This window comes from Rufibacter roseolus (assembly GCF_017916365.1).
GTDB classification, from domain to species: Bacteria; Bacteroidota; Bacteroidia; order Cytophagales; family Hymenobacteraceae; genus Nibribacter; species Nibribacter roseolus.
Genome location: NZ_JAFMSU010000003.1, coordinates 92,539 through 117,176, shown reverse-complemented (window position 1 = coordinate 117,176; position 24,638 = coordinate 92,539). Strand labels below are relative to the sequence as shown.

Below are 24,638 nucleotides of genomic sequence, written 5' to 3'. Positions count from 1 at the left end.
CTGCTTTAAGCATGTTTTTCCAGAATCACGGCGGAAATACCTCCCTCATTGAGAATTGGGATAGGTCATTTACCAAAAACAGCCCCTAAACGCCTTTACTTCACCGGCGATACCTGCGCGATGCCATCCAGCACCGGCCTGATCTGGTTCGCCTGCTGCATCATCTGGTAGAGTTGGTCTGTGTCGCCGTTGAGGAGGCACTGGTGAAACTGCTGCAGGTGCTTGATGTACTCGGCAAGGGCGTGGCTCAGGAAATGGGCGTTTTGCTCAAAGATAGGTGCCCACATATCCGGGGAGCTTTTGGCCAGACGCACCGTGGAGGCGAAACCGGAGCCCGCCAATGTGAAGATGTTGCGCTCGTCTTTCTCCACGTCCAGCACGGTCAAACCCAGCAGAAACGAGCTCACGTGCGAGAGGTGAGACACATAGGCCACATGCTTGTCGTGTTCCTCGGGTTGCATGTAAATGGTCTTCAATCCCAGGGTCGAAAACAAGTCCTCAGCGGTGGAGAGGGCGTGGTCAGATGAAAGTTCTTTTTCACAGATGATGTTCATCTTGCCTTGGTACAAACCTTCCAGCGCCGCTGTGGGGCCCGAGTACTCGGTACCGGCAATGGGGTGGGCGGCCACGAACTGGGCACGGTTGGGGTGCTCGCGCACGGCATCGCAGAGGAGGCTTTTGGTGGAGCCCAGATCAATGACCACCGTCTGCGGCGGCACCATATCCAAAAGGGAAGGCAGCAGTTTCTGGATGGCAGATACCGGGATGGCCACCAGGATAAGGTCAGAGAGGGCGGCGGCTTCCGCCAGCGGAAGCACCTGGTCAACCAAACCCAATTCCACGGCCTGGGCAGCGTTCTGGGGGTTCTGATCCACCCCAACCAGATGGGTGGCAAAACCTGCTTTTCTGATGTCTAACGCAGCAGACCCGCCAATAAGCCCGGTCCCAATGATGGAGATAGTTTTCATGTCTGAAAGCGTACGCAAGTAGAAACACGAAGGTACTACAAGTTTTGCTATCGGCTTTCATTTGCCCGGGCGGGCAGACAGAAGAAATGGGAGAGCATGGGCTCGTTTCAAGGCCGATCTGGGTAAAACAGCCTTGAAACGGTTTGTCATAAAAGGTGCGTCTGCGGGCGCAGGCTTACACCTCGTGCATGAACTCCTTGTACTCTGGGTGCCGTTTCACGTAGGTTTCCACCACGGGGCAGGAGGCAATGAAGTGCAGGTGGTGGTCCCGTACGTAGTCCAGCGCCGTTTTAACCAGCTTATCTGCGAGGCCCTGGTTGCGGTGGCTTTCCGGCACAAAGGTGTAATCCAGGTCAAATTCTTTGTTCTCGGTGAAGGTATAGGTGAGTTCGGCTTCCTCGCCGTCCAGGTCTATGTAGAACCTAAGGTCATCTTCGTCATGAATGACTTCTGTCTTGCCCATCTTGTTTGTCTTTTTTTGAACGGATATACGAAAAAAGGTGCCAGAAGAAGCGCCAGCTTCCCCGGTTTGGCGAAATTCCGTATTTTATCCTCTTAGAAGCAGGGTTTGTTGGGTAACAGAACCGCCGGGGCGTTGGTAAAAGAAACGGATAATCACCTTAGATTTTGTAGCTTTTAGCTCCCGAAAGAGCCCTAGCCCGCCTTCTATGAACTACGTTGACCTGCTTCTGTTGTTTATCATACTCTCCAGCCTTTATACGGGTTGGTACCGGGGTTTTACCTATGGCCTGCTGGACCTGGTCAGGTGGGTGGGGAGTTTGGTTTTAGGCCTGAGTTTATACCCTTACGTAGCCAATTGGCTGGAAAAGGTGGTGGATTGGAACGAGCTTTGGCTGTTGCCGGTCTCCTTTTTTCTGGTAGCCGTTTTGGCCAGTATCCTTATCCAGGCGCTGGGCGATTGGGTCCTTTCCAGGTTGCCTTACAACGTGCATAAAACCAAAACCAACCAGATCCTGGGCCTGATTCCTGGCCTGCTGAGCGGGCTGGTGACGGCGGTCCTGGTGGTAGTGCTACTCACGGCTTTCCCGCTACCGCCCAATGTACAAGAGGAAGTACAGGGCAGTACCCTGGCTACGAAGTTCTCCTATGTTTCTGAGAAAGCTGAAATGGCCTTGTCGCCGGTTTTTGACGAGGCCTTGAACCGCACCATACGCAAACTCACGGTGCAGCCGGGCACCGAGGAGATGATTGAGTTGCCGTACAAGGTCACCAACATGAAACCCCGCCCCGATCTGGAGGCCGAGATGCTGCAACTGGTGAACGAGGAACGCGCCAAACAAAACCTGAGGCCCCTGGCCCCGGATACTTCTTTGCGCCGGGTGGCCCGCCTGCACTCAGAAGACATGTTCCGCCGCGGCTATTTCTCCCACTACACCCCCGAGGGCTGGAGTCCGTTTGACCGCATCCGGAAGGCTAGGGTCCTATTTCGGTTAGCAGGCGAGAACCTGGCCCTGGCGCCCACCTTAGACATTGCCCACAACGGACTCATGAACTCCCCGGGGCACCGCGCCAACATTCTGCGGCCTAATTTCGGGCGGGTAGGCATTGGCGTGCTGCAGGGCAATGACCGCCGGCTCATGATCACTCAGAACTTCCGGAATTAGATAGTTTTGAGAAAACGCCCATAAAAAAGCCGCTCCTGTTCAGAAGCGGCTTTTGTTTTAGAAAGGTTCCAGGTCTACTTTTCAATCACCTTAATCAAAGTATTGGCTGCTACGCGGTCGGTTAACTGCATGCCGTTCAAGATGGCCATTTCCTCAAAGCGTTTGCTTGGTACGTTGTAGGACTGAAGCACCTGAGACAAGGGAGCCGCAGTTCTCACGGTTTTGATTCTGACCACCTCAGGTTTCCGGTTGAGTTTATCCGGGTCAGAGAGTTGCCGGAAGTTCTGCATGGTACCATTGAAATACGGGAAATAGGTGTTGAAGTCAGTAGCGGTGGTCACCCCGGTAAGGTTGTAGATGTTGCCGCCGTACTGGATAAAATAGCTCAAAGCCTGAATGGGCGCCGCCTGCTGTTGCTGGGCTTGTTGCTGCTGTTGCTGTTGCTGTTGCTGCGGTGCCTGCTGTGAGATCACGGCCAGGGCGGGCATGCCGTTTACGGTCACCTGTTTAGACTCTATGGCCTGCAGTTGGTTATCGGTGAGCATTTTTTGGGCCGCGGCTTCCAGGGAGTTGCCTTGGGCCAGGCGCAGGAACATCAGGGCTTTGCCGTCTTTGGGCGCCATCTGCACTTGTTGCGGTGAGTTCTGGTGCTGCCATCCGGCCGGGATGGGGAACTGGAACTTCAGCTCTGGGTGGTAGAAGGTGCTGTTCTCCACGAAGCCCTGTTTGGGATCCTCCCCGTAGATGAGCCCGTCAATCATGCGCAGGTAGCTATCACGCCCTTCTTTCAGGTTGGCGGCAGGGGTTTTCTGTTTCCATTGTTCGGCGAGCTGGTGCACAGTGGTGTAGCGGTTGGCAGGATCGGGGTGGGTAGACTGCCACTCCGGGATTCGGCCCTGGCCACCCTGCTCCGTTTGCCGCTGCAGTGTCTGGAAGAAATCGGCCATGTGGCTGGCATCGTAACCAATTTTGGTGGAGTATTCCACGCCTAACTCATCTGACTGGCGCTCATCGTCGCGCCCGAATTTCAGGAACAGCAGGCCGGCCCCTTGCATGAGCTCATTTCCGTATTGTGCCAAGGTAGGGGAGGCGATCATGCCGCCTATGAGCAACACTTGGGTGAGCGTGGCCTTGCTTTGCTGCTGCGCCGAGTGCCGGGCCGTGATGTGCCCGATCTCGTGGCCCAAAACCCCGGCGAACTGCGCCTCAGAGTTGAAGTGCGCCATTATGCCACGGGTGAAATACACGTAGCCGCCCGGCACCGCAAAGGCGTTCAGCACGGGAGAGTCCACGATCTTGAATTCGTATTTGAGGTTAGGCCGGTGCGAGATTGTGGCCATCTGCTGGCCTTTCTCCTGGATGAACTTTTGCAGGGTGGGGTTCTGCACCAATCCGAACTGGGCTACTATGCCCGGATCGGCTTGCATGCCCATGGCTACCTCCTGTTCCTCAGACACAAAGTTGATGTCTCTTTTTCCGGTAACTGGGTTCGTGGCGCAGGAGTTAAACAATAGAATGGCCGCGGTGGCCAAACTATAAGTGAATAGATTTTTCATAGCGGTAGGGTTAAGGCTCAAGTAGTATTACAGTCAGTACAAACCCGCAGCGCGGGCAGTGCTGTTCTTAGCAACGTGTTAATAAATTATAGGTTGCAGCGCCCTATTTCTAGGATTTATCTTAGAGAGGTAACCTTTGGAGACTTCCTTTATTTTTAGGCCGTTTTTAAGAATCTGTCCCTGAAATAACGAGCTTTAATGTCCCCTTTAGAAGGATGGGCTTCTAAGGATAATCACAGGATAGAATCATCTGCCGGGGTGAGCAGGTTCAAAGTGGATTGTTCTTTCCAGCGTATGCGGTAGGCGTTCATGGCCGTGATGCCCAGTTTCTGGAGGAGCCGGTAATTGACTACCGCGCCCACGGGTGCCCCGATGACCGGAATGAGTTGTGCCATTTTGGCCAGGTCAATGTAGTCACGGTACTCCTGCTGGAAGGTGCGCCAGTCAAACTGGTGGATGTCCTCGGGAAGGTGCAGCTTCTGGGTTTCCCAGTCTACCATCTGCAGGTACACCTCGCGGCGCTGCTGCTGTCCGCTGAACGCCAGTTGGAAGATGTGCAAAAGGTACACCCGCTCGCGGTAATCATCCACGGAGTGGCCATAGAGCGCGGCAATATCAAACAGCATCTTCAGCTTGATGCTCAGCAGCAGCGGGAAATCGGCGAGACCCAGCAAGAAGCCGCCCGCGCCCGTGATGCCCCCTTCGGCGGCGGCTGTTTTCTTGTAGAATTCAATGCGGTCACGCACCACATTCTCCTGCAGTTCCAGCGTGGCATGCGCGAAGGCGCTGCCCGTGGTGTGCCGCGCGCCAAACAGCACCACCCTGATCATTTGCTTGATGGCCGCCGTAATGGCCTTGTGCACCTTCTCAGGGATGTAGCTGTTGAGCTTCTGCTGCATACCCCGGGCCAGATGGTTAAGCAAAGATGGTTCCCTCAGCATCTGCTGCTGCCACTCACGTAGCTCCTGGAGCGCTTTTTCTTCGTAGGCGGTGTGGGTCATGGCGGGCAAATCGGGGTTAATTGCTAGGCGAAAGAAAGCGCTTTTTCCAGTAAAGGCCAAAATTGCTAGCCGGGTGGGTTGTTTGGTGCCTGTAAACGAGAGAAGCGTTTAGGCCCCGTTTTTCTTGAAACAGGTACTAAACGCTTCTGGCTTATAAATGAAATAGCTTAATCTGGCTTTTACCGTCTGCCTCTGCCACGGGTACCGGCCGTTCTTTTGGGCGTCTGGTCACCGGCTGGTTTGGGCTTGCGGGTTGCTTTGGCTTTGGGATTTCTGGGGGCCAGCGAACCTTTGGGCGACCGAGGGGTCTTTTTGGAAGCGTGCTCAGATTTGGTTTTCAGGTTCTTACCCCCAGAGGCTTTGGGCTTGCGCTCAGAGGAGGCTCTGGCTGGTCTTTCAGAAGCGAAGTCATCGTCATAGAAGTCGTCGCGGTCTGCTTTGGGTTTTCTGGTGGGGGCAGCCTTAGACGCGGGCGCAGGGCGGCGGTTGGCGGTATCGTCTTCCTTGGGTCTGCGGACTGCTTTTGACTTGGGGTTCACGTACTCCTGGGTTGTGCGCTGGGGCCGGGCCACACGATGCACTTTCACTCCGAACTCCTCGGTTACCTCGTCTTCATCTGCCTGGTCGGCCGCATCGGCTTTTCTGGCAGCGCGGGCCGCTTCTTTCCCCCACGAGGAGGCATCCTCAGTCTTGGAAGACTCCGCCACCAGTTGGTTGATGGATTTGATTTCCTCCAGGGTGAGGTAGCGCCAGTGGCCGGTAGGCAGATCGTCTAGTTTCACGGTCATGATGCGCGTGCGCTTGAGGCGCTCCACTTTGTAGCCTAGTGCTTCGCACATGCGCCGGATCTGGCGGTTCAGTCCCTGCGTCAGGATGATCCTGAAGCCCTTGTGGCCCTGCTGCTGCACAAAGCACTTCTTGGTCACGCCCTCAAAGAGGCGCACGCCGTTGCTCATCTTCTGGATGAAGTCATCGGTCACGGGCTTGTCCACCATCACCACGTACTCTTTCTCGTGGTTGTTGTCGGCGCGCAGGATCTTGTTAACAATGTCACCGTCATTGGTCAGGAAGATGAGTCCTTCAGAGGCATTGTCCAGGCGCCCGATAGGGAAGATGCGCTTGGGGTAGCCAATGAAGTCAATGATGTTCTTCTTGTCCTTGGTATCGGTGGTGGTGGTGACGCCGGTGGGCTTGTTGAAAGCGATGTAAATGGGCCGGTCGCTGGGTTTGCGGGTTTTGATGGCCTCGCCGTCCACGGCCACTTTGTCGCCGGGCTTCACGGTGGCGCCTTTTTTGGCGGTACGGTCATTGATGGTGACGCGGCCTTCGTCTATGTAATTGTCGGCCTCGCGGCGCGAGCAGAAGCCCGAGTCGCTGATGAATTTGTTGAGCCGAATGGTGTTATCTGTTGGCATGTCTTGTGCTGATTCTGAATACTATACGTGTGCGGAAAAATGTACGCCACCTTTTTGGCGGCAAGCCCCTGAAAAGAAAACCTCTGGGCATGTGTAAACTTTGTCTTTGGTGCTGCAAATGTCCATAGCAAGAACCTGAGTTTGCCCTTTTCGCTTACCAATCCAAAATTTATACAAGCTATCAGGCGAAGGTGCGCAGGTAAAGGTCTTCTACTTTCTTGCGCGCCCAAGGCGTTTTTCGCAGAAAGGCTAGGCTGGACTTGATGCTGGGGTTGTGCGTGAAGCTGTTGATCCTGATGCGGTCGCCCAGTTCTTCCCACCCGTAATGGTCTACCAGCAGCACCAGAATCATCTCTAGTGTTTTCCCGTGCAAGGGGTTGTTTTTCTGTTCTTCCATATTTCCAGGACAAAGGTAGTCTTTTCTCCCTGAGTTTACGCGGATGCCCCTCTCCGGGTAATAGAATGGCTTCGTGGTTTTGTGCTGCTTACCGTATCCTGTTTTAAGCCTATTTTACGTAAAGGAACCTAAAAACAAAATTCCACCAGATTTGTGTTACGCATTTGTAATCAAATTAAGAATTTTTAGTAAATTAATGGATTGTTATTGCCCAAGCCTTCCTTTTTAGCACTAAACCACTCTGTCCCCATGGAAACTATCTCTCTGTCCCGCCCCGCCTCCTCACCCAAGCTTTCTGTAGAAGAGTTCATCCAGACTTACGCAAACCACCCCGTGTACATTCCGCCGGTGGGGTCCACGCTCCACGCGAAGAACTGGCAGGCAGAAGCCGCCCTCCGGATGTTTTTGAATAACCTGTCTGAAGAGGTGGCCGAGGACCCGGAACGGCTGGTGGTATACGGTGGCATTGGGCAGGCAGCGCGCACGCCACAGGATGCCCGCAAGATTGTAGAGCTGCTCCTGACGCTGGAGGAAGACGAGAGTTTGCTTATCCAGAGCGGGAAACCGGTGGGCAAGGTCAGAAGCCACGCCGAGGCGCCGCGCGTGCTCATCGCCAACAGTAACCTTGTGCCCAAGTGGGCAACGTGGGAGCATTTTAACCAGCTGCGGGAGCGCGGCCTCATGATGTACGGGCAGATGACGGCCGGTTCCTGGATCTACATCGGGACACAGGGCATTCTGCAGGGCACTTATGAGACTTTCGCGGCTTGCGCCCGGCAGCACTACTGCGGCGATCTGCGCCACAAACTGGTGGTGAGCGGCGGCCTGGGTGGCATGGGCGGAGCCCAACCCCTGGCAGCGACCATGGCAGGCGCCACCTTCTTGGGCGTGGACATTGACCCCGAGCGCATCAAAAAACGCCTGGAGACCCGCTACATAGACAAAATGACCTTTGATTACCGCGAGGCCGTGCGCCTGGCCCTGGCCGCCAAAGACAAGGGCGAAGCCGTTTCCATTGGCCTGGTGGGCGACATTGGCGATGTGCTGGAGCAGCTCATCCAGGACGGCATCACCCCAGATATCCTCACCGACCAGACGTCGGCCCACGATCCTATGAACGGCTACGTGCCCCACGGCATGTGTTTGCCCCAGGCCCTGGCCCTGCGGGAAAGAGACCCTGAGCAGTACCGGGTGCAGTCCCTCAAGAGCATGGCCCGCCACGTGGGTTTCATGCTGGAACTCAAACGCCGTGGCAGCGTAACTTTTGACTATGGCAACAACCTGCGCGAATTCGCCCAGCAGGGCGGCGAACCCCGGGCCTTTGAGATCCCCGGCTTTGTGCCGGAGTTCATCAGGCCGCTGTTTTGCGAGGGCAAAGGCCCGTTCCGATGGGCGGCGCTCTCAGGTGATCCCGAGGACATCAAAGTAACCGATGAGGCCCTGAAAGCGCTTTTCCCCAAAAACACACACATGATCAATTGGCTCCTGCAAGCCGAGTTGAAAGTGGCGTTCCAGGGACTTCCCAGCCGTATCTGCTGGCTGGGCATGGGCGAGCGTGAAAAAGCAGGTCTGCTATTCAACCAACTGGTACGCGAAGGCAAAATAAAAGCCCCTATCGTCATCGGCAGGGACCACCTGGACTGCGGCTCTGTGGCCTCTCCGTACCGTGAGACCGAGGGCATGAAAGACGGTTCCGATGCCGTCTCTGACTGGCCCCTCCTCAATCTCATGGCCAACGCCAGTGGCGGCGCCACCTGGATTTCCTTCCACCACGGCGGCGGTGTAGGCATGGGCTATTCCCAGCACGCCGGCATGGTTATCCTAGCCGATGGCACCGACCGCGCAGACCGCTGCCTCCATCGCGTGCTGCACAATGACCCCGCCCTTGGCATCTTCCGCCACGCCGATGCCGGCTATGAAACCGCCCAGGAAAACGCTGAGAAGTTCGGGCTGGAGTTATAGATGTTAGGAGAGACCCTCTGGCTAGTGGTCAAATCCCAGGTTTTTGCAATCTATGTAGAGACCAGGCACCGTCTTGTCTCCACGATATCTGATTTGTGGAACCTGATCTTAGTGAATTAATTTTCGCTGGCGCGAGCCTCCGGCTCGTGTCCGCACATATTCCCGATCTTCTTTTGCTCATTACCAAGGTTGTAATTATCAGCAATGCGGTTGGGCACGAGCCGGAGGCTCGCGCCAGCGGGGTATTGAATAAAGTAGGGGCAATTCTCCACCTCGGCCTGTCCCTTGTGACAGGACAACGCACATTTTTTACTTTATCATTTCCTGGGTCTGTCAGGGGACAGACCCAGGAAAGGGCAATCTAAAGCCTGAGATCAGAAATGCGTGCGGACAAGAGCTGCAAGCTCGTGCCAACGATGAATCTGATTCTGTAGGGGCAATCCCTTGTGGTTGCCCTAATGCAGCGACAATCGTAATTGGGCAACCACAAGGGATTGCCCCTACATCGACATTGTTTACTGGTTATAACCTGCTTTCTTCTATTTGGCATTTTCCGCCTGTTTTTCATAAAAGAGCCTAAAAACCATTTTTGCAAAGCAACAGTCATTAACTTGCTACCTGCACTACTTCCCGCCAGAACCTTGAACCCAATGCTAGAAGACCTAGACCGCTTTACCCTCATCGGGCCTTTCAGTCAGATTATTACCATGGCAGGTTTGCCGTTGAACGGGGCGCTAGATGACGGACAATTGGAGGTGCTGGAAAACGCGGGTGTCCTCATTAAAGGGGAGAAGATTGAGCAGGTGGGTTCCTATGCAGAGTTGGCGCAGGAAGCGGAAGTCCGGCATTACAGGTTGCAAAAGATAGAAGAGCCCATGGTGCTATTGCCCGGGTTCATAGATGCCCACACGCACCTGTGTTTTGCGGGATCCAGAGCCCGCGATTATGCCTTGCGGGTAGCCGGGAAAAGTTACCTGGAGATTGCCCGCAGCGGTGGCGGCATCCTGGATACCGTCTCCAAAACCAGGGCCGCTTCTCAGGAAGAATTGGTGCAAGGAATCATTAATCGGGGAAAGCGGCACCTGGCCGAGGGCGTGACCACCAGCGAGGTGAAAAGCGGCTACGGCCTCGCGGTAGCCGAGGAACTCAAAATGCTGCAAGCCATTAAAGAAACAGACCAGCAATTGGCCTTAGATCTGGTGCCTACCTGCCTGGCTGCCCATATGCGCCCTCCTGAGTTCTCAGATGCAGGCGCTTATTTACAGCACATTTTACAGGAACTGCTCCCGAAAGTAAAAGAGCAAAACCTTGCCCAGCGGGTAGATATCTTCATTGAAGACACCGCCTTCACTGAGGCCGAAGCCTTGGCTTACCTGCAAGGCGCCCAAGCTCTAGGGTTCGAGGTGACCGTGCATGCAGATCAGTTCAGTACCGGAGGTAGCCAAGTGGCGGGGCAGGTAAAAGCCGCCAGCGCAGATCACCTGGAGGCCAGCGGACCCGATGAAATTGCGCAATTGAAAGCCGCTGAGGTGGTGGCCACTGTGCTGCCGGGAGCCTCCCTAGGCCTGGGGATGACCTTTGCGCCTGTCCGCCAGTTCCTGGACGGAGGCCTCTGTGTGGCCATTGCCACCGACTGGAATCCTGGCTCGGCGCCTATGGGTGATCTGCTGCTCCAGGCTGCGTTACTGGGAGCCGCCGAAAAACTGACCCTCACTGAGACGTTTGCCGGCATAACCTTCCGGGCAGCCCACGCCTTACGCCTGGAGGACCGGGGTCGCCTGTTACCCGGCCTGCTGGCCGATATGGTCGCTTTCCCGACGGCAGATTACCGTGAAATACTGTATCATCAAGGCAAACTGAAACCAGCCATGGTCTGGAAACGTGGAAAGCTCTGCAAACCGCAATAACCGCAGCCGTGATGTCTTAATCTGATTTAAAATAGCTTAAGAATAAATGTACAAACCATCAGACAAAACTACTTGGAAAGGGAGGATAGACCCGCAGGACGGCGAGTTGGGCCTGCGATGGCACCAAGTGGTGCAATTAATGGACCTTTCCCGGGAAGTAGCTGATGGAAACGGAAACTTTGCGTTTTTAGGATTCAGCTGTGACGAAGGCGTGCGGCGTAACCTGGGTCGGGTGGGCGCCGCCGAGGGCCCCGATGCCCTTCGCCTGGCCATGTCTTCGCTCGCGGATCATCTGCCGGACGAAGTACAAATCTTCGAAGGTGGCGACATCATCTGCGCGAACCAAAAACTGGAGGAGGCCCAAACCCAGCTCGGCCGAAAAGTGGAGCTGCTCCTCAAAAAAGGATACCGGCCCATTGTCATGGGAGGCGGGCATGAAACGGCGTACGGCCATTTCCTGGGCATCCACAAGCAACTGGAACCTCAGGAGAGACTAGGCATCATTAACCTGGACGCCCATTTTGATCTCCGGAGCTACATGCCACATTCCAGTTCCGGAAGCCCGTTCCTGCAGATTGCCCATGAGCTGAACGTGGCGGGGAAAGAATTCCAATACCTCTGTCTGGGCATCCAGGAGTACGGCAATACCCGCAAACTTTTCCAGACCGCCGCTGATCTGGGCGTGGACTATGTAGTCGCCCAGGACTTACAGTTTGGGATGACGGAAACCATAAAGCAGAAAATTCAGCAGTTTATTTCTAGGGTGGACAAGGTGTACCTCAGCATTGACCTGGACGTGTTCGCGGCGGCCTACGCGCCCGGCGTGAGTGCGCCCACCGCTTTTGGCCTTTCGCCCCAAGCTGTTTTGCCCCTCCTGCAGGAAATTGCCGGCAGCGGAAAGCTTCTCTCCGTGGATGTAGTGGAGTTGAATCCCCGGCTTGACATTGACAGCCGCACCGCCAAGCTGGCCGCTGGTCTTATCTACCATTTGGTGCAAACCTGGAAGTAGGATTCCGTTTCACAGCTGTTTTTCGGAAATCAGAGCTAAACTTGAAGTTGTGAGTGAGTTCCAGAAGGGCTTTAGCCTGTTTAGAGTTTTCTTTTTTTCACTTTTAGGCACAAGCTAAAAATATGAAGTATTATCTAGGAGCCTATTATTTCCTGAAAGTACGTCTTGCAGATTTCGGCTCCAGAAAGGGTTCTAAAGTTTGCACATGCAGTACTTGTATAAACGACTCCTACTTCGATGCTTGGTCAATTTCTTGGAGTTCAAGCGGAAACAGCGGACTTAAAGAGGCAAGAGAAGAATTCAATCTGACCACATCCCAGATCAAGGAAATCCAGACTTGGGCTGACCAAAAGTTTGAGGAAAAGAAAATTGGCTGGGTAAATACCTTCTCTGATTTTGACACCTTAAATGAATATAAAGAAAGGTTCTTTGCCACGGCACAGGACTATCAAATTTTTAGTGTGAATTTTCCCGAAACGGAGAAAGATGCATTGATAGCGGAGTTTGTAGTTGAGGGAAAAGATATTGGAGCTATCGGACTTTGGGATAACGTAAACAGGCAGATACCTGAAGTAGCTGATGAATCAGAAAAAGTAATTGGCTATGATTTGATAGGAATTGAGGCTAGTGGCGACTTCCATACTTTTCACTGCCATGACATTGCTGACGATCTAGTAGATAAGTTTGGTGTGCAGATTAATCAATACGGTCTTATTGCCAATGACAACAATTGGGAAAAGCTAGTAGAATACATGAATGCTGAAGAAAATGGTTTCGAGCCGGTGCTTTGGTTCTTTGTCAAAGTAAAGCTGGTCGATGAAAAGAAAAAGCCTGTGTCTAAAGTTGTGTAAACACCATACTTCTGCCAACGGCTCTCTTGCGCATTGTTTACACGAAACCCTTATAAAGGATGACCTGGCGCAAGCGTTCCCTTGTGCCAACGTATATTCAGCTATTTTTTGGAGAATAGCCCCAAAACAGACCTCACCCAAAAAGGCACAAGCGGACACTTGCGCCAGACATAAAAAGAAATTCACATTTGGCTCTGTTTTAGCTGCTGTTTCCAGAAAAAAGGCCTATAACAGAAAAGCGAAACCCGGCCACTTTGGTAGGGGCCGGGTTTCGCTTTATCATCACTTACCACAAGGTTTACGCGGAGTTCCGTTCGGCGTTGATGATCCCGAAGGAGCAGCGCATCACCAGTTTCTCAAATTTGCTTTTGTCCGGAGCCTCGGTTTCCTGCTCTTCCATTTCCCTGATTTTGGTGAGGGCGAATTGCTGGATGGTGAGCAGGGGTAACTCAATGCGCTGGCGCATCTGGATGGACAACCGGTTCACGGGTTTGTCTTCCATAAGCTGGGCATTGCCGGTGAGGCGCAGAACGTACTGCTTGGTGCGCTCAAACTCCTCATGGATCATCTTCCAGAGCTCGCCGTACTGCGGGTGCTTGGCCAGAAAGGCGGTGAGCGGGAAAAAGCACTTGGTCATGGCCATCTCGCAGTTGCCCACCAAGGTGCGGACGAACAAAGAGCGGGAGTACAGTTGCTCCACGGCTTCCCATTGGCCTTCGTTTTCCAGCTTCTCCATGGCGGTGCCCACGCCATAGTAGCCGGGCAGGTTCTGCTTCAACTGGCTCCAGGAACCCACGTAAGGCACCGCCCTGAGGTCGTTCAGGTTCAGTTTGCCTGGCTTCCGCTTGGCCGGACGGCTCCCTATATTGGCCTCGGCGTAGTACCTGAGGGGGCTGGCGTAGTTGAGGTACTCCAGGAAGTTAGGCAGGTTCTTGAGCGTGTTGTAGGCTTGGTAACTCTCGTCGGCCATTTGCTGCATGAGTCGTTCCTCCTCATGAGTGAGGGTGGTTTCGCGGGAAGTGAACAGCGCGTTCCGGATACCGGCGTGCATGAGCTGTTCCATGTTGTACTGCGCCGCGTCAATGGTCCCGAAGTTGGAGCTAATTGTCTGCCCCTGGATGGTCAACTGGATTTCCTTGCTGGCGATGTTGGAGCCCATGGACGCGTAGAACTGGTGCGTTCTGCCGCCGCCCCGGGCAGGAGGTCCGCCGCGTCCGTCAAAGAAGACCACCTGCAAATCGTGCTGTTTGGCCAGCAGACTCAGTTCTTCCTTGGCTTTGTAGATGCTCCAGTTTGCCATGAGGTAGCCGCCGTCCTTGGTGCCGTCTGAGAAGCCCAGCATGATGGTCTGGATGTTGCCGCGCCGCTGCAAATGCTGCCTGTACACCTCAGAGGTGTACAAGGCCTGCATCACCCCGCGGGCGTTTCTCAGGTCATCAATGGTCTCAAAGAGCGGCACAATGTCCACGCTCAGTTCCTCGGGGTTCCAGCCGCTCAAGAGGAACAGGCCGTAGACTTCCATAATGTCCAGGGCGCTGGTGCTATGACTAATGATGTAGCGGTGGCAGCCCTGCTCGCCGTTGATCTGCTGAATGGCCTTGATGGCCTGCATGGACTCCACGGTATCGCGGTGCAGGTCATTCTCCAACGCTGTTGAGTCCACGGTAGCATTGGCCTTGAGCAGCGCGCTGATTTTCTCTTCCGCCGAAAGCTGGGTGTAGTTTTTAGGAAGTGCCTCGGTTTGGGCCGCGATGGCTTCCAGGGCCTCAGTGTGCGCCGAGCTGTCTTGCCGCACATCCAACGAGGCGAAGTACAACCCGAACAGCTCCACTTTCCGGACCAGATTTTCGGCCAGGTTCAGGAACAGCCTGTTGTGGTCTTTTATGAGCGTTTGGGTGATTTTCTCCAGCGGTGCCAGAATGTCTTCCTTGGTGATATCGGCTTTGTAACCGGGCAGGAAGAGGTTGTTGTACAGCTTTTCCTCCAGCGCAATCAACTCGTTCAAAACGCCTTTAAAGGTGAGCCGCCGCTTGAGCCGCCGCACATCCTGGTAATAGGACTTGATGATGGCCCCGCGCAAAGCCTCGGCCACTTTGAGCGTGATCTGCGCTGAGACAAAGGGGTTGCCATCGCGGTCGCCGCCGGGCCAGAAGCCCAGCCGGATCAAAGGATTATCCGCTAAAACCGCCTCGGGGAACTGGGTTTTCAGGGAAGACATGATCTGCCCCGCCGATTGGTAAAACACGTTCTCCAGGTACCAGATCAGGCTGACAGCCTCGTCATAGGGGGAGGGTTTCTCATTCTTGAAAAACGGAGTTTTGCCCAATTGGCGCAAATAGCTGTTCACCTGCGCTGTGTTATCGCTCACCAAAGCCTTGGACAGGTCGTTGATGATGCCCAGCACCTCGCTGGGGTAAAACTGGGTAGGATGGGCCGTGAGCACCAACCGCACTGAGAAATCTCTCAGTTTCTCTTTCAACTGCTGGTGGGCCTGGGTCTGTTCCACCTCAGCCTGCAGGTGCTTCAGGGTACCAGCCCCGCTCATGTCGTGCGTCTCCCGGAAAGAAGCGTCCTCCAAGGCATCGAACAGCACCACCTGGCGCTCGGCGTACTGCACAAACCGGAACAGCAGATCCATCTGCTCCTGCTCGGTGCGGTAAGGCGTGTACTGGCTGAAGAACGTGCTGATGATCTCGGCAGGGCTCAGGACTTTCTCAAAACCTTCCTCGCAATGCAGCAGGAAAATGGAAAGCAACACGCCCGTTTTCTCCACCCGGTGGAACGGAAGCGCCGTGAACAAGCTGTTGTATAATTGAAATTTTAGCCCTACGTGTTTGTCATAGGTTTGCAGGGCACTGTTAGATGAACCATCCATAATTTGGCAAATTGTGAGGTACGCCTAGAGGCACCTCATTTCTTAATTTCAGACCAACTCGGTAGTATAAGGGAATGGTCATTAACAAATATAGAAGATATTGGCTTCTTTGTTAAGGGTTCTCTAGTATTAAATGAGCTTTAATAACCAATTTTTAAAATATAAGCTAATTTCCTTTTATCCGCCGAAGCGGCAGAAGCTTTCCGTTTTCCAGCCGATTTCTCTAAAACTGGCCCTAAACGGAAGTCTATCCCTTGTGTGGAAAACAGAAGGCTTTAAACAAGATAAACCCGGAAATACTTACAGCCCGATGAGCTCATAGGTTTTCCCTTTCTCAGTTTTCAGATCAAGCAGCGAGGTGTTGGGAACAGTAGCCGGCTTAACGGTTGCCTTGGGCGACACCAAAGGCGTTTTGATGGCTGCCATCTGGTAGAAGGAATTGGGGTTGGTTCCCTCGGCTTTCTTCAGGTCTCCCTTGCTTTTCAGTTCCAATCCGTTGGCTACCCTGATGCGACAATTACCGCCCAGTTTGGAATGGACAGTGAGGGCTTTCACTTTCCCGTTCTCCCAGCGCATGTCCACCACGTAGCCGCCCCGGGCTACCAGGCCTTTCACCTCGCCGGATTGCCATTTGTCCGGCAAGGCCGGAAGCAGGTGCAGGGTGCCGTCATGGCTCTGCAACAGTATCTCGGCGATGCCAGAGGTACAGCCGAAATTCCCATCGATCTGAAAAGGTGGGTGGGCATCGAAAAGGTTGGGGTAGGTGCCTCCGCCTTCTCCCGATTCCACTGCCCCGGCGGGCGTGAGTTGGTCTTCTATGAGTTTGTAGGCGCGGTTTCCGTCCAAGAGCCGGGCCCAAAGGTTCACTTTCCAGCCCATGGACCAACCCGTGGATTTATCGCCGCGGTAGACGAGCGAGGTTTTGGCGGCCTCAAACAGCTCAGGCTGCGTGTACGGCGATACCTGGTTGCTGGGGAACAGGCCGTAGAGGTGCGATACGTGGCGATGCTTGTCGGTGGGGCTGTCCCAGTCGTGGAGCCATTCCTGCAACTGGCTGTACTGGCCTACCTGCATGGGCGGCAACCGGTCCCGCATTTTCTGGAGCGTATCGGCGAAAGCCCGATCAGTGTTCAAAGCGGCGGCCGCGTGGATGACGTTGGAGAAGACATCGAACACCAACTGGTTGTCCATGGTGGTGCCGGCCGCAATGGAAACATCGTTCTGGTGGGAGTTCTCCGGCGACATGGACGGGGTCACCACCAACCAGCGGTGGGTGGGCTCTTCCTGCAAAACATCGACGTAGAACGTGGCGGCGCCTTTCAGGGTGGGGTAGACCTGCTTCAGGAATTTCTTGTCGCCGGTGTAGAGGTAATGCTGCCACAGATGCTGCGTGAGCCAGGCGCCGCCCATGGGCCACAGGCCGTAAAACGCTCCGTCTACCGGACCGGTCATGCGCCAGAGATCGGTGTTGTGGTGCAGGGCCCAGCCGCGCGCGCCGTACATCTTGGAGGCGGCTTCCTTGCCGGCCTCGGCCAGGTCCTTCAGCATACTGAAAAGCGGTTCGTGCATCTCCGGCAGGTTGGTGACCTCGGCGGGCCAGTAGTTCATCTCGGTGTTGATGTTGACGGTGTACTTGCTGTCCCAGGGCGGAGAAACTTTTTCGTTCCAGATGCCCTGCAGGTTGGCCGGCTGCGTTCCCGGCTGCGAGGTGGAGATCAGTAAATACCGCCCGAACTGGAAGTACAAGCTCACCAGCTGCGGATCGTTGCCTTTGGCGAACTCGGCCAGGCGCACGTTGGTGGGTTTGCCCATGGCCTCCGTGGTGCCCAAATCCAGCGATACGCGGTTGAAATAATTCTGGTAGTGCCGGATGTGTGCCTCGCGGGCTTTAGGGTAGTCTTTTTTGAAGGCCTTTTTCAAGAAATGGGCTGTTTTCGCCGCCTCATCGCCGGAGATGTCTTGGTAGTTCTTGAAGTTGGTACCCATGGACACGTAGAGGACCACTTCATCGGCGCCGGTGATCTGGAGCGCGTTGGCGGTAGCCGTGAGCTTGCCCCCGGTCACTTTGGGCTGCACACGGGCCTGGAACCGCACCTTGCCTTTCTTGTTGTTCCTGTCCCCGGAAACCCCGTTCAGCAGCAACTGGTCTCCCTGCGTGCTCACCGCGTAGCTTTTATGCGGACTGTCGGCGCCCACAGTGAAGGTAAGGCTGCCGGGTTTATCGGCGGTGAGCCGGATGAGGAGGACATCATCGGGGAAAGAAGAAAGCATTTCCCGTTTGTAGGTCACCTCGCCCACCTTGTAGGAGACTGAGGCCACCGCCTGGCTGATGTCCAGCTCACGACGGTAGGAAGTGGCTTTCTCGTGGCCGGGGAAGTGCATGAACAGGTTGCCTACGGGTTGGTAGGGCATGCCGTAGTTGTTGCTGGCGGGCGCGTTTCTGGGAAGTTTTTCCAACGCCAGGGCCTGCGCCTCTTTGTGCTGGCCCTCAAAGATCAGCCTCCGGATTTTAGGTAGGGCGCTGTAAAGGTCGTTCTTCACATTGTTGCCCGGTTCGCCGGCCCAGACCGTTTCCTCGTTCAACTGCAACTGCTCTTTGGCCGGCCCGCCGAATACCATGGCCCCGAGGCGACCGTTGCCCAGCGGAAGGGCTTCGTTCCAGTTGGCGGCGGGTTTGTCGTACCAAAGCGTGAGGGGCGCCTGGTGCTGAGCGAAACAGGTAGTAACAGTGAATAGCAGTAGGAAGGTAAACCTGAGAAAATACACGGGGTTCATGGGGCTACGTTTAGGGGCTGATTTTCTGAAAATAGGCTAAAAACAGGTAACGGGAAACAAAGCGGTAGATAAAGCAGAAAGAGGAAGGCTTGTACATGAATAAGCCTTCAGATCGCAGAATCCAAAGGCTTATTCATGAGGAGAATCTTAGAAGAAAGCCTTCCAGTGATTGCACCTAAGAAACGAGGCAGGCTGATTACAACGCCACCGGTTTCATCTTAGGCACCAGCGATTTCATCACTGACCAGGCTACCAGGTACGCCAAGGCGCAGAACGCAAACATGATGGTGTAACCGGTCTCCACGTGACCCAGGGCTTCATAATGGTCAAAAAGATATCCCCCCACTTTGGTCACCACCACGCCACCGATACCCCCGGCCATGCCGCCGATGCCCGTCACCGAGGCCACGGATTTCTTAGGGAACATATCAGAAACGGTGGTGAAGATGTTGGCCGACCAGGCCTGGTGCGCCGAAGCTCCGATACCGATGAACAGTACCGGGAACCAGTAGCTGATGCCGCCCAAAGGCTGCGCCGCCAGCACCAACAGCGGGAACAACGCGATTACGAACATGGCCCGCATACGTCCTTCGTAAGGATTGTAGCCTTTGTTAATGAAGTACATCGGGAACCAACCACCGCCAATGCTGCCCACCATGGTCATGCTGTACAGCACGGATAACGGGAGCATCACCTGGGTACCCGTTAAGCCATATTGGGCTTTAAGGTAAGCCGGCAGCCAGAAAAGGAAAAACCACCAAACCCCGTCGGTGAGAAATTTCCCGAAGGCGAAAGCCCAGGTTTGTTTGAAGCCCAACAGCTTGAACCAGGACACTTTCTCCGCCGAGGCCGGGGAATCTGGCTCCAGCACGGGCTCGCTGTCGCTGCTGATGTAGTCGCGCTCGGCGGCTGAGAGTCTTTTCTGTTTATCGGGTGTTTCGTAGAAAGTGAACCAGAAAAACAGCCACAGAAACCCAATCGCCCCGATGATAAAGAAGGTGTATTCCCAGCCCAGGTGCGCGGCAATCCAGGGCACGGTAATCGGAGCCAGAATGGCCCCCACGTTGGAACCTGAGTTGAAGATACCCGTCGCCAAAGAGCGTTCTTTTTTAGGGAAGTACTCGGCGGTAGCCTTGATGGCCGCCGGGAAGTTACCAGACTCCCCGAAGCCCAGGAAAGCCCGGGCCACCATGAACCCGATCACCGAAACTGGCAACGCCCCGAACCCAAGGGCTGTGAACAACGGACTCACCGACCTGCCCAGCGGCTCGGCGTAGGCGTGCAGAATGGCGGCCAAAGACCAGATGATCAGTGCCCAGGCATAGCCTTTCTTTGTTCCTAAACGGTCAATAATGCGGCCGGCGAAGAGCATGGAAATGGCGTAGGTGAACTGGAAAACCGCCGCAATGTTGGCGTAATCGGTGTTGGACCAGCCAAACTTCTCCGCTAGCAGCGGCTGCAGCAGGCTGAGCACCTGCCGGTCCAGGTAATTGACCGTGGTGGCGAAGAAAAGCAGGGCACAGATGGTCCACCGGTACTTGCCAATCTTTTCCTGGCCTGTCATAATGATTGGTTTTGTTTGTTTTGTTTGGGTCATAAGGGCGGGGTTAACTATTTTCTACATCTCTGCGCTAATTCCAATGCTTGTGCCGTGAGGTCCTGTAAGGTTTCAAACTGCCGGTTGGCCAAAATGTCTTTGCTGATGAGTTTGCTGCCCATGCCCACGGCACAGACACCCGCCTTAAACCAGGTTCGGAAGTTCTCCTCTTCCATTTCCACGCCCCCGGTAGGGATGAACAACTGCCCCGGGAATAGCTCTTTAATGGAAGAGACAAACGCCGGACCCACAATGTTGGCCGGGAAGATCTTGATCAAAGCCGCCTGCGCCTGCTGCGCCACATGAATCTCGGTGGGCGTGAAGCACCCCGGAATCCAGAGCAGACCGGCCTCGTGCACCAGGTTGCCTACCTGCGGGTCCACAATAGGGGCCACCACGTAATCGGCGCCGGCTTGGAGGAATGCCTCGGCCTGCTGCACGGTTTTGATGGTCCCGATGCCCAGGTGCAGGTCCTGGTACGTTTTGAGCTCTTTTTTTAGAAACGTGAAGTTTTCCAGCGCGGCGGCCCCGCGGTTGGTGTACTCCAGCGTTCTCACGCCCGCGTGGTACAGGGCTTTCACCACGTCCAGGCTCAGTTGTGGGTCCTCATGGAAGAATAACGGCAGAAGCCCTTGGTTTACGATGGCCTGCAGGGCCGTTTCTTTATTTGGCATACGCTTGAATGGTTTCCTCAATCTCGGCTACCGTGCTAGTGGTAGCATCGCTTTCGATGAATAATTTCTTAAAGGCCGCCGCGGTGGCAAACTCCAGGGTTTCCTGCGGCGAGCGCTGGTGGTAAAAGCCGTGGATGAGCCCGGCCATGAAGCAGTCGCCGCTACCCACTTTGTCCAGGATTTTGTCTATCACGTACTCCTGTGACACGTGCAGTTCGCCCTGGGTATAAAGCGTGGTGAAGTAGCGGATGCCCTGCGGCCCGTGGTCAAACCGGAAGGTGTTGGCCACGATCCTGCATTTGGGGAATTCTTTCAGAATCGCTTCAGATGTTAAGGTGGCGTGCTGCAAGAGTTTCTCTTTTTCAATGTCCTGCACCAGTTCCTCTTCCAGCGGCATGCCCAGCATTTTGTTCGCGGCCCACACGTTGCCCATGATCAGGTCACAGGAAGAGGCCAACGATGGCATGACCTCAACCGGGTCTTTGCCGTACTTCCAGAGCTTGGCGCGGTAGTTCAGGTCCAAAGAGATGAAGATGTTGCGTTCTTGGGCCGCTTGTAGCGCCTCGGCGCAGACCTCGGCTACGTTCTGGTTGATAGCCGGGCAGATGGCACTGAAATGGAACCAGCTCACTCCTTCGAATACCTGGTCCCAGTTGATGGTGCCAGTTTTCAGATCGGCGTACGCCGATCCCGCGCGGTCATAGATCACGCCGGCGTTTTTGAGGTCTTTTCCCTTAGGCAGGTAATAAAGCCCTACGCGGTCACCTTGCAGCACCACGGGGCTGGTATCAATCTGGCGTTCCTGCATGTAGCCCATGAGCTGCTCAGACACGAAGTTCTCGGGCAGCGCAGTGAGGTACGCCGAGGGAACGTCCCACAGCGCCAGTGCCGTGGCTACGTTCAGTTCAGCGCCGCCCACGTAGAAGGGCAGCCGGTTCTCCTGCAGCCACTGGCCTTGCCCATCCGGACAGATTCTGAGCAATAGCTCCCCAAACGATAAGACTTTTCCGCTGGTCATACCTTAGAAATTGAAGTAGTTTTTAGCGTTGTTGTAGCAGATGTTCTCCACCATTTGCCCGATCCATTCCAGTTCAGACGCCGGCAGTTCACCGTTCTCCACGTCATTGCCCAGCATGTTGCAGAGGATTCTTCTGAAGTACTCGTGGCGCGGGTAGGAGAGGAAGCTGCGGGAATCGGTGAGCATGCCCACGAAGCGGCTCAGTAGGCCCATGTTAGAAAGCGCGTTCATCTGTGCCTCCATGCCTTGCTTCTGATCTAGGAACCACCACGCCGAGCCGTACTGGATTTTGCCCGGCGTGCTGCCGTCGTTGAAGTTTCCTATCATGGTAGCGTACAATTCGTTCTGGCTCGGGTTCAGGTTGTAGAGGATGGTCTTGGCCAACTGATTAGAGTTGTCCAGTTTGTCCATGAATTTAGCCAACGGACGGGCCACATCAAAATCCCCGATGGAATCGAAGCCGGTATCCGGGCCCAGTTCGCGCATCATGCGTGTGTTATTGTTGCGCAGCGCACCCAGGTGAAACTGCTGCGTCCAGCCTCTGGCGTGGTCCATCAAAGCCAGTTCCACCAGCATGGCAGATTTGAATTTCAGTACCTCTTCTTGGGTCAAAGCCTGTTTTTGCAGCGCTTTTTCAAAAATGGCGGCAATCTCCTGGTCGGTGTATTCCTCGGCGTACATGGTTTCCAGGCCGTGGTCAGACAAGCGTCCGCCTTGGGCGTGGAAGAAGTCGTGGCGCTGTTTCAGGGCATCCAGCAGGCTTTGGTAATTGCTGATGGAAACGCCCGAAGCGGCTTCCAGTTTCTCCAGGTAAGCTAAATATCCGCTGTCCTCAATGGCCATGGCTTTATCGGGACGGAAGGTAGGCAACACCTTTATTCCGAAATCATCGGCGGCAATTTTCTGGTGGTGCTCCAGGGAATCAATGGGGTCATCGGTGGTGCAGATGGTGACTAGGTTCATCTTCTTCAGGATGCCGCGCACGCTGAATTCATCTGACTGCAGCATCTCAGTGGCGGTGTCATAAATCTCGCGGGCAGACTCCGGCTTCAGGATTTTCTGTATCCCGAAGGGCCGCTTCAGCTCCATGTGCGTCCAGTGGTACAAGGGGTTGCGCATGGTAAGCGGAACGGTTTTGGCCCACTGCTCAAACTTCTCAAAATCATCGGCGTGGCCGGTGCAGAACCGCTCAGGAACGCCGTTGGTGCGCATGGCCCGCCATTTATAGTGATCGCCCTCCAGCCAAATTTGGGTCAGGTTTCTGAACTTTCGGTCATTGGCAATGTCGGCGGGGTTCAGGTGGCAATGGTAGTCAATGATGGGCATGTGTTTGGCATGCTCATGGTACAGCGTTTGGGCGGTCTTGGTCTGAAGTAAGAAGTTATCGTCTAAAAATGACATAAACGTAGCGTTGGGATACTGTAAAGGATCTGAAAACAGCCCGATTGCCGGTAAGTTAGTCGGGCGTTTTCAGGGTAATTTGCTTAAAATAGGACAAAAACAGACACCAACACCTGTGTGGGTGCCTGTTTTTGTTAAAAGAGTATGAATTAGTGCTTTTTAGCCAGTTTTTATTGCAGGAGCGCTTCCAGTTCCTGGTTCACCAGAGTTTCCAGGCTTGCTACCTGGGTCAGGTCGGTGCCCCAGAACTCCTGGTTGGAAAGCACGGGCTGCACGGTCTCGGCGGTAGGTTTTTCTGCCAGGCGGCCCGGAGAAGTCCAGCACCTTTATTGAGGGACTGCCTGCGCTTTTTGGAGAGGAGCAACAAATCCCTCTCCGCTTTTGCTTTGTAAGTGAGCAAGGGAAAGGGTCTTCCTTTGTTTGTTATCCTGTAAACAGGGGGTTGCGAGAGGATGAAACTAGCCTTGGCGTTTAAGGGCGGTTTTCAGGAAATCGGGCCCAAAGCCCTGGGTAAAGTGCTTAGGACCGATGTTCTTTATTCCTTATCGAAGTCTCTTTTGAGCGAAGATCCCCTGATGATGAGTTCAGGTTTGAGCACCGTTTTCTGGGGCAATTGTTTCTGATCCGGCCCGGTTTTGAAATGCTCAAAGAACAGTTCGGCGGTGATGCGGCCCATGGTTAAACTGAACTGGTCCACCGTGGTGAGCGCCGGGTCAGAGAAAGAAGTAAACGGCTCGTTTCCGAAACCTGCTATGGCGACCTCCTGGGGTACTTTGAAAAATCCACAACACTTTTCCTTCGGTCGCTAAGCCTTACCGCTCGTTGCTGGGTTTCCCGATGGTGGCCAGAATGCCGCCGTCTACATACACAATTTGTCCGTTCACAAAATCGCTGGCTTTGCTGGCCAGGAAAATGGTGGCCCCCGCCAGATCCTCGGGGTCTCCCCAGCGCCCAGCCGGGGTACGCTGGATGATGAACTCATTGAACGGATGTCCGTCTACCCTGATGGGAGCCGTTTGGTCCGTGGCAAAATACCCCGGCCCGATGCCGTTCACCTGCACGTTGTACCGGGCCCACTCGGTGGCCAGGTTCTTGGTGAGCATCTTCAGGCCACCTTTGGCCGCCGCGTAGGCAGAAACCGTATCGCGGCCAAGTTCGCTCATCATGGAGCAGATGTTGATGATCTTGCCGGCCCGGCGCTCCACCATGTATTTGCCCACGGTCTTGGACATGATGAACGGACCGGTAAGGTCCACGTCCAGCACTTTCCGGAAATCGGCTACTTCCATCTCCAGGGCGGGGGTGCGTTGGATCATGCCGGCGTTATTCACCAGAATGGAGATGGGGCCTACATCCTGCTCCATGCGTGCGATGTTTTCTTTGGCCGCCGCCTCGTCTGTGACGTCAAACAGATAGCCTTTCACATCCAGCCCTTGTTGGCGGTACTGCTCCAGGGCGCGTTCCATTTTCTCAGGGGAATTGCCGTTCACTACCAGGGTAGCACCCGCTTTGCCTAGGGCTGTGGCCATGGCCATGCCCAAGCCGTGGGTGGCGCCGGTTACTAAAGCTACTTTACCGCTTAAATCAAATAAATGGGTCATGAACGG

At 54.7% G+C, this 24,638-nt stretch carries 20 protein-coding genes; 5 read left to right on the top strand and 15 right to left on the bottom strand.

Annotation, left to right across the window (positions count from 1 at the left end):
• Positions 1-95 precede the first annotated feature (95 nt).
• On the bottom strand, positions 96-968 hold the full coding sequence (locus J3P35_RS16365) for a prephenate dehydrogenase (protein ID WP_210465748.1): 873 nt from the start codon (positions 966-968) through the stop codon (positions 96-98).
• A gap of 175 nt (positions 969-1,143) precedes the next feature.
• Positions 1,144-1,431 carry a GNAT family N-acetyltransferase gene (locus tag J3P35_RS16360; RefSeq protein WP_210465747.1) on the bottom strand — a complete coding sequence of 96 codons (288 nt, stop codon included), beginning with the start codon at positions 1,429-1,431 and terminating at the stop codon, positions 1,144-1,146.
• Between the two features lie 205 nt (positions 1,432-1,636).
• Here J3P35_RS16360 and J3P35_RS16355 point away from each other — a divergent pair, with 205 nt between their 5' ends.
• Positions 1,637-2,593: a CvpA family protein gene (locus J3P35_RS16355; RefSeq protein ID WP_210465746.1), complete on the top strand. Its 957-nt coding sequence runs from the start codon at positions 1,637-1,639 to the stop codon at positions 2,591-2,593.
• 74 nt (positions 2,594-2,667) lie between these two features.
• Here the strand turns inward: J3P35_RS16355 and J3P35_RS16350 are convergent, their stop codons facing one another.
• The 4 genes from J3P35_RS16350 to J3P35_RS16335 all read right to left on the bottom strand — a co-directional run bounded on the left by J3P35_RS16350 (position 2,668) and on the right by J3P35_RS16335 (position 6,962).
• Positions 2,668-4,149, bottom strand: coding sequence for a M48 family metalloprotease (locus J3P35_RS16350; protein WP_210465745.1), 1,482 nt, complete (start codon positions 4,147-4,149; stop codon positions 2,668-2,670).
• A 233-nt stretch (positions 4,150-4,382) separates the two neighbouring features.
• On the bottom strand, positions 4,383-5,150 hold the full coding sequence (locus J3P35_RS16345) for an EcsC family protein (RefSeq protein WP_210465744.1): 768 nt from the start codon (positions 5,148-5,150) through the stop codon (positions 4,383-4,385).
• A gap of 179 nt (positions 5,151-5,329) precedes the next feature.
• Complete coding sequence (rluF, locus tag J3P35_RS16340; RefSeq protein ID WP_210465743.1) at positions 5,330-6,565, bottom strand: 23S rRNA pseudouridine(2604) synthase RluF; 1,236 nt, start codon at positions 6,563-6,565, stop codon at positions 5,330-5,332.
• A 181-nt stretch (positions 6,566-6,746) separates the two neighbouring features.
• Positions 6,747-6,962 (bottom strand): VF530 family protein, encoded by a 216-nt coding sequence (locus tag J3P35_RS16335; protein WP_149092955.1) that lies wholly within the window; start codon positions 6,960-6,962, stop codon positions 6,747-6,749.
• A 249-nt stretch (positions 6,963-7,211) separates the two neighbouring features.
• Between J3P35_RS16335 and hutU the strand changes: the two genes are divergently transcribed.
• Positions 7,212-8,924 (top strand): urocanate hydratase, encoded by a 1,713-nt coding sequence (gene hutU, locus J3P35_RS16330; RefSeq protein ID WP_210465742.1) that lies wholly within the window; start codon positions 7,212-7,214, stop codon positions 8,922-8,924.
• Positions 8,925-9,040: 116 nt separating this feature from the next.
• Here hutU and J3P35_RS16325 read toward each other — a convergent pair whose 3' ends face one another.
• Positions 9,041-9,223 carry a hypothetical protein gene (locus J3P35_RS16325; RefSeq protein WP_210465741.1) on the bottom strand — a complete coding sequence of 61 codons (183 nt, stop codon included), beginning with the start codon at positions 9,221-9,223 and terminating at the stop codon, positions 9,041-9,043.
• Between the two features lie 351 nt (positions 9,224-9,574).
• On the opposite strand from J3P35_RS16325, the gene hutI reads away from it, so the two are divergent.
• The 3 genes from hutI (at position 9,575) to J3P35_RS16310 (ending at position 12,691) form a co-directional block, all read left to right on the top strand.
• Positions 9,575-10,831: an imidazolonepropionase gene (gene hutI / locus J3P35_RS16320; protein WP_210465740.1), complete on the top strand. Its 1,257-nt coding sequence runs from the start codon at positions 9,575-9,577 to the stop codon at positions 10,829-10,831.
• Positions 10,832-10,877: 46 nt separating this feature from the next.
• Positions 10,878-11,840, top strand: a complete 963-nt coding sequence (gene hutG / locus J3P35_RS16315) for a formimidoylglutamase (RefSeq protein ID WP_210465739.1) — start codon at positions 10,878-10,880, stop codon at positions 11,838-11,840.
• A 122-nt stretch (positions 11,841-11,962) separates the two neighbouring features.
• Positions 11,963-12,691, top strand: a complete 729-nt coding sequence (locus J3P35_RS16310) for a hypothetical protein (RefSeq protein ID WP_210465738.1) — start codon at positions 11,963-11,965, stop codon at positions 12,689-12,691.
• Between the two features lie 298 nt (positions 12,692-12,989).
• On the opposite strand, the gene J3P35_RS16305 is transcribed toward J3P35_RS16310, so the two are convergent.
• From J3P35_RS16305 to J3P35_RS16270, 8 genes are all read right to left on the bottom strand, one after another.
• Positions 12,990-15,566, bottom strand: coding sequence for a phosphoenolpyruvate carboxylase (locus J3P35_RS16305; protein ID WP_210465737.1), 2,577 nt, complete (start codon positions 15,564-15,566; stop codon positions 12,990-12,992).
• A 300-nt stretch (positions 15,567-15,866) separates the two neighbouring features.
• Positions 15,867-18,341 carry a glycoside hydrolase family 95 protein gene (locus tag J3P35_RS16300; RefSeq protein WP_210465736.1) on the bottom strand — a complete coding sequence of 825 codons (2,475 nt, stop codon included), beginning with the start codon at positions 18,339-18,341 and terminating at the stop codon, positions 15,867-15,869.
• A 196-nt stretch (positions 18,342-18,537) separates the two neighbouring features.
• A complete protein-coding gene (locus tag J3P35_RS16295; protein WP_210465735.1) occupies positions 18,538-19,905 on the bottom strand; it encodes an MFS transporter in 1,368 nt (455 codons plus the stop codon).
• A 47-nt stretch (positions 19,906-19,952) separates the two neighbouring features.
• Entirely contained in the window at positions 19,953-20,612 is a 660-nt protein-coding gene (locus tag J3P35_RS16290) for a beta/alpha barrel domain-containing protein (RefSeq protein ID WP_210465734.1), read from the bottom strand.
• Positions 20,602-21,630, bottom strand: coding sequence for a sugar kinase (locus J3P35_RS16285; RefSeq protein WP_210465733.1), 1,029 nt, complete (start codon positions 21,628-21,630; stop codon positions 20,602-20,604). Before J3P35_RS16285 ends, J3P35_RS16290 begins: the two co-directional genes overlap by 11 nt.
• Before the next feature lie 3 nt (positions 21,631-21,633).
• Complete coding sequence (uxaC, locus tag J3P35_RS16280; RefSeq protein WP_210465732.1) at positions 21,634-23,031, bottom strand: glucuronate isomerase; 1,398 nt, start codon at positions 23,029-23,031, stop codon at positions 21,634-21,636.
• Between the two features lie 535 nt (positions 23,032-23,566).
• On the bottom strand, positions 23,567-23,785 hold the full coding sequence (locus tag J3P35_RS16275; RefSeq protein ID WP_210466769.1) for a substrate-binding domain-containing protein: 219 nt from the start codon (positions 23,783-23,785) through the stop codon (positions 23,567-23,569).
• A 58-nt stretch (positions 23,786-23,843) separates the two neighbouring features.
• Positions 23,844-24,632 carry a gluconate 5-dehydrogenase gene (locus tag J3P35_RS16270; RefSeq protein WP_210465731.1) on the bottom strand — a complete coding sequence of 263 codons (789 nt, stop codon included), beginning with the start codon at positions 24,630-24,632 and terminating at the stop codon, positions 23,844-23,846.
• Between the last annotated feature and the right edge of the window lie 6 nt (positions 24,633-24,638).

Bases quoted from the DNA above. Each gene is read 5' to 3' on its own strand.
- J3P35_RS16365 (WP_210465748.1), bottom strand. From the start codon at position 968: ATGAAAACTATCTCCATCATTGGGACCGGGCTTATTGGCGGGTCTGCT.
- J3P35_RS16360 (WP_210465747.1), bottom strand. From the start codon at position 1,431: ATGGGCAAGACAGAAGTCATTCATGACGAAGATGACCTTAGGTTCTAC.
- J3P35_RS16355 (WP_210465746.1), top strand. From the start codon at position 1,637: ATGAACTACGTTGACCTGCTTCTGTTGTTTATCATACTCTCCAGCCTT.
- J3P35_RS16350 (WP_210465745.1), bottom strand. From the start codon at position 4,149: ATGAAAAATCTATTCACTTATAGTTTGGCCACCGCGGCCATTCTATTG.
- J3P35_RS16345 (WP_210465744.1), bottom strand. From the start codon at position 5,150: ATGACCCACACCGCCTACGAAGAAAAAGCGCTCCAGGAGCTACGTGAG.
- rluF (WP_210465743.1), bottom strand. From the start codon at position 6,565: ATGCCAACAGATAACACCATTCGGCTCAACAAATTCATCAGCGACTCG.
- J3P35_RS16335 (WP_149092955.1), bottom strand. From the start codon at position 6,962: ATGGAAGAACAGAAAAACAACCCCTTGCACGGGAAAACACTAGAGATG.
- hutU (WP_210465742.1), top strand. From the start codon at position 7,212: ATGGAAACTATCTCTCTGTCCCGCCCCGCCTCCTCACCCAAGCTTTCT.
- hutI (WP_210465740.1), top strand. From the start codon at position 9,575: ATGCTAGAAGACCTAGACCGCTTTACCCTCATCGGGCCTTTCAGTCAG.
- hutG (WP_210465739.1), top strand. From the start codon at position 10,878: ATGTACAAACCATCAGACAAAACTACTTGGAAAGGGAGGATAGACCCG.
- J3P35_RS16310 (WP_210465738.1), top strand. From the start codon at position 11,963: ATGAAGTATTATCTAGGAGCCTATTATTTCCTGAAAGTACGTCTTGCA.
- J3P35_RS16305 (WP_210465737.1), bottom strand. From the start codon at position 15,566: ATGGATGGTTCATCTAACAGTGCCCTGCAAACCTATGACAAACACGTA.
- J3P35_RS16300 (WP_210465736.1), bottom strand. From the start codon at position 18,341: ATGAACCCCGTGTATTTTCTCAGGTTTACCTTCCTACTGCTATTCACT.
- J3P35_RS16295 (WP_210465735.1), bottom strand. From the start codon at position 19,905: ATGACAGGCCAGGAAAAGATTGGCAAGTACCGGTGGACCATCTGTGCC.
- J3P35_RS16290 (WP_210465734.1), bottom strand. From the start codon at position 20,612: ATGCCAAATAAAGAAACGGCCCTGCAGGCCATCGTAAACCAAGGGCTT.
- J3P35_RS16285 (WP_210465733.1), bottom strand. From the start codon at position 21,630: ATGACCAGCGGAAAAGTCTTATCGTTTGGGGAGCTATTGCTCAGAATC.
- uxaC (WP_210465732.1), bottom strand. From the start codon at position 23,031: ATGTCATTTTTAGACGATAACTTCTTACTTCAGACCAAGACCGCCCAA.
- J3P35_RS16270 (WP_210465731.1), bottom strand. From the start codon at position 24,632: ATGACCCATTTATTTGATTTAAGCGGTAAAGTAGCTTTAGTAACCGGC.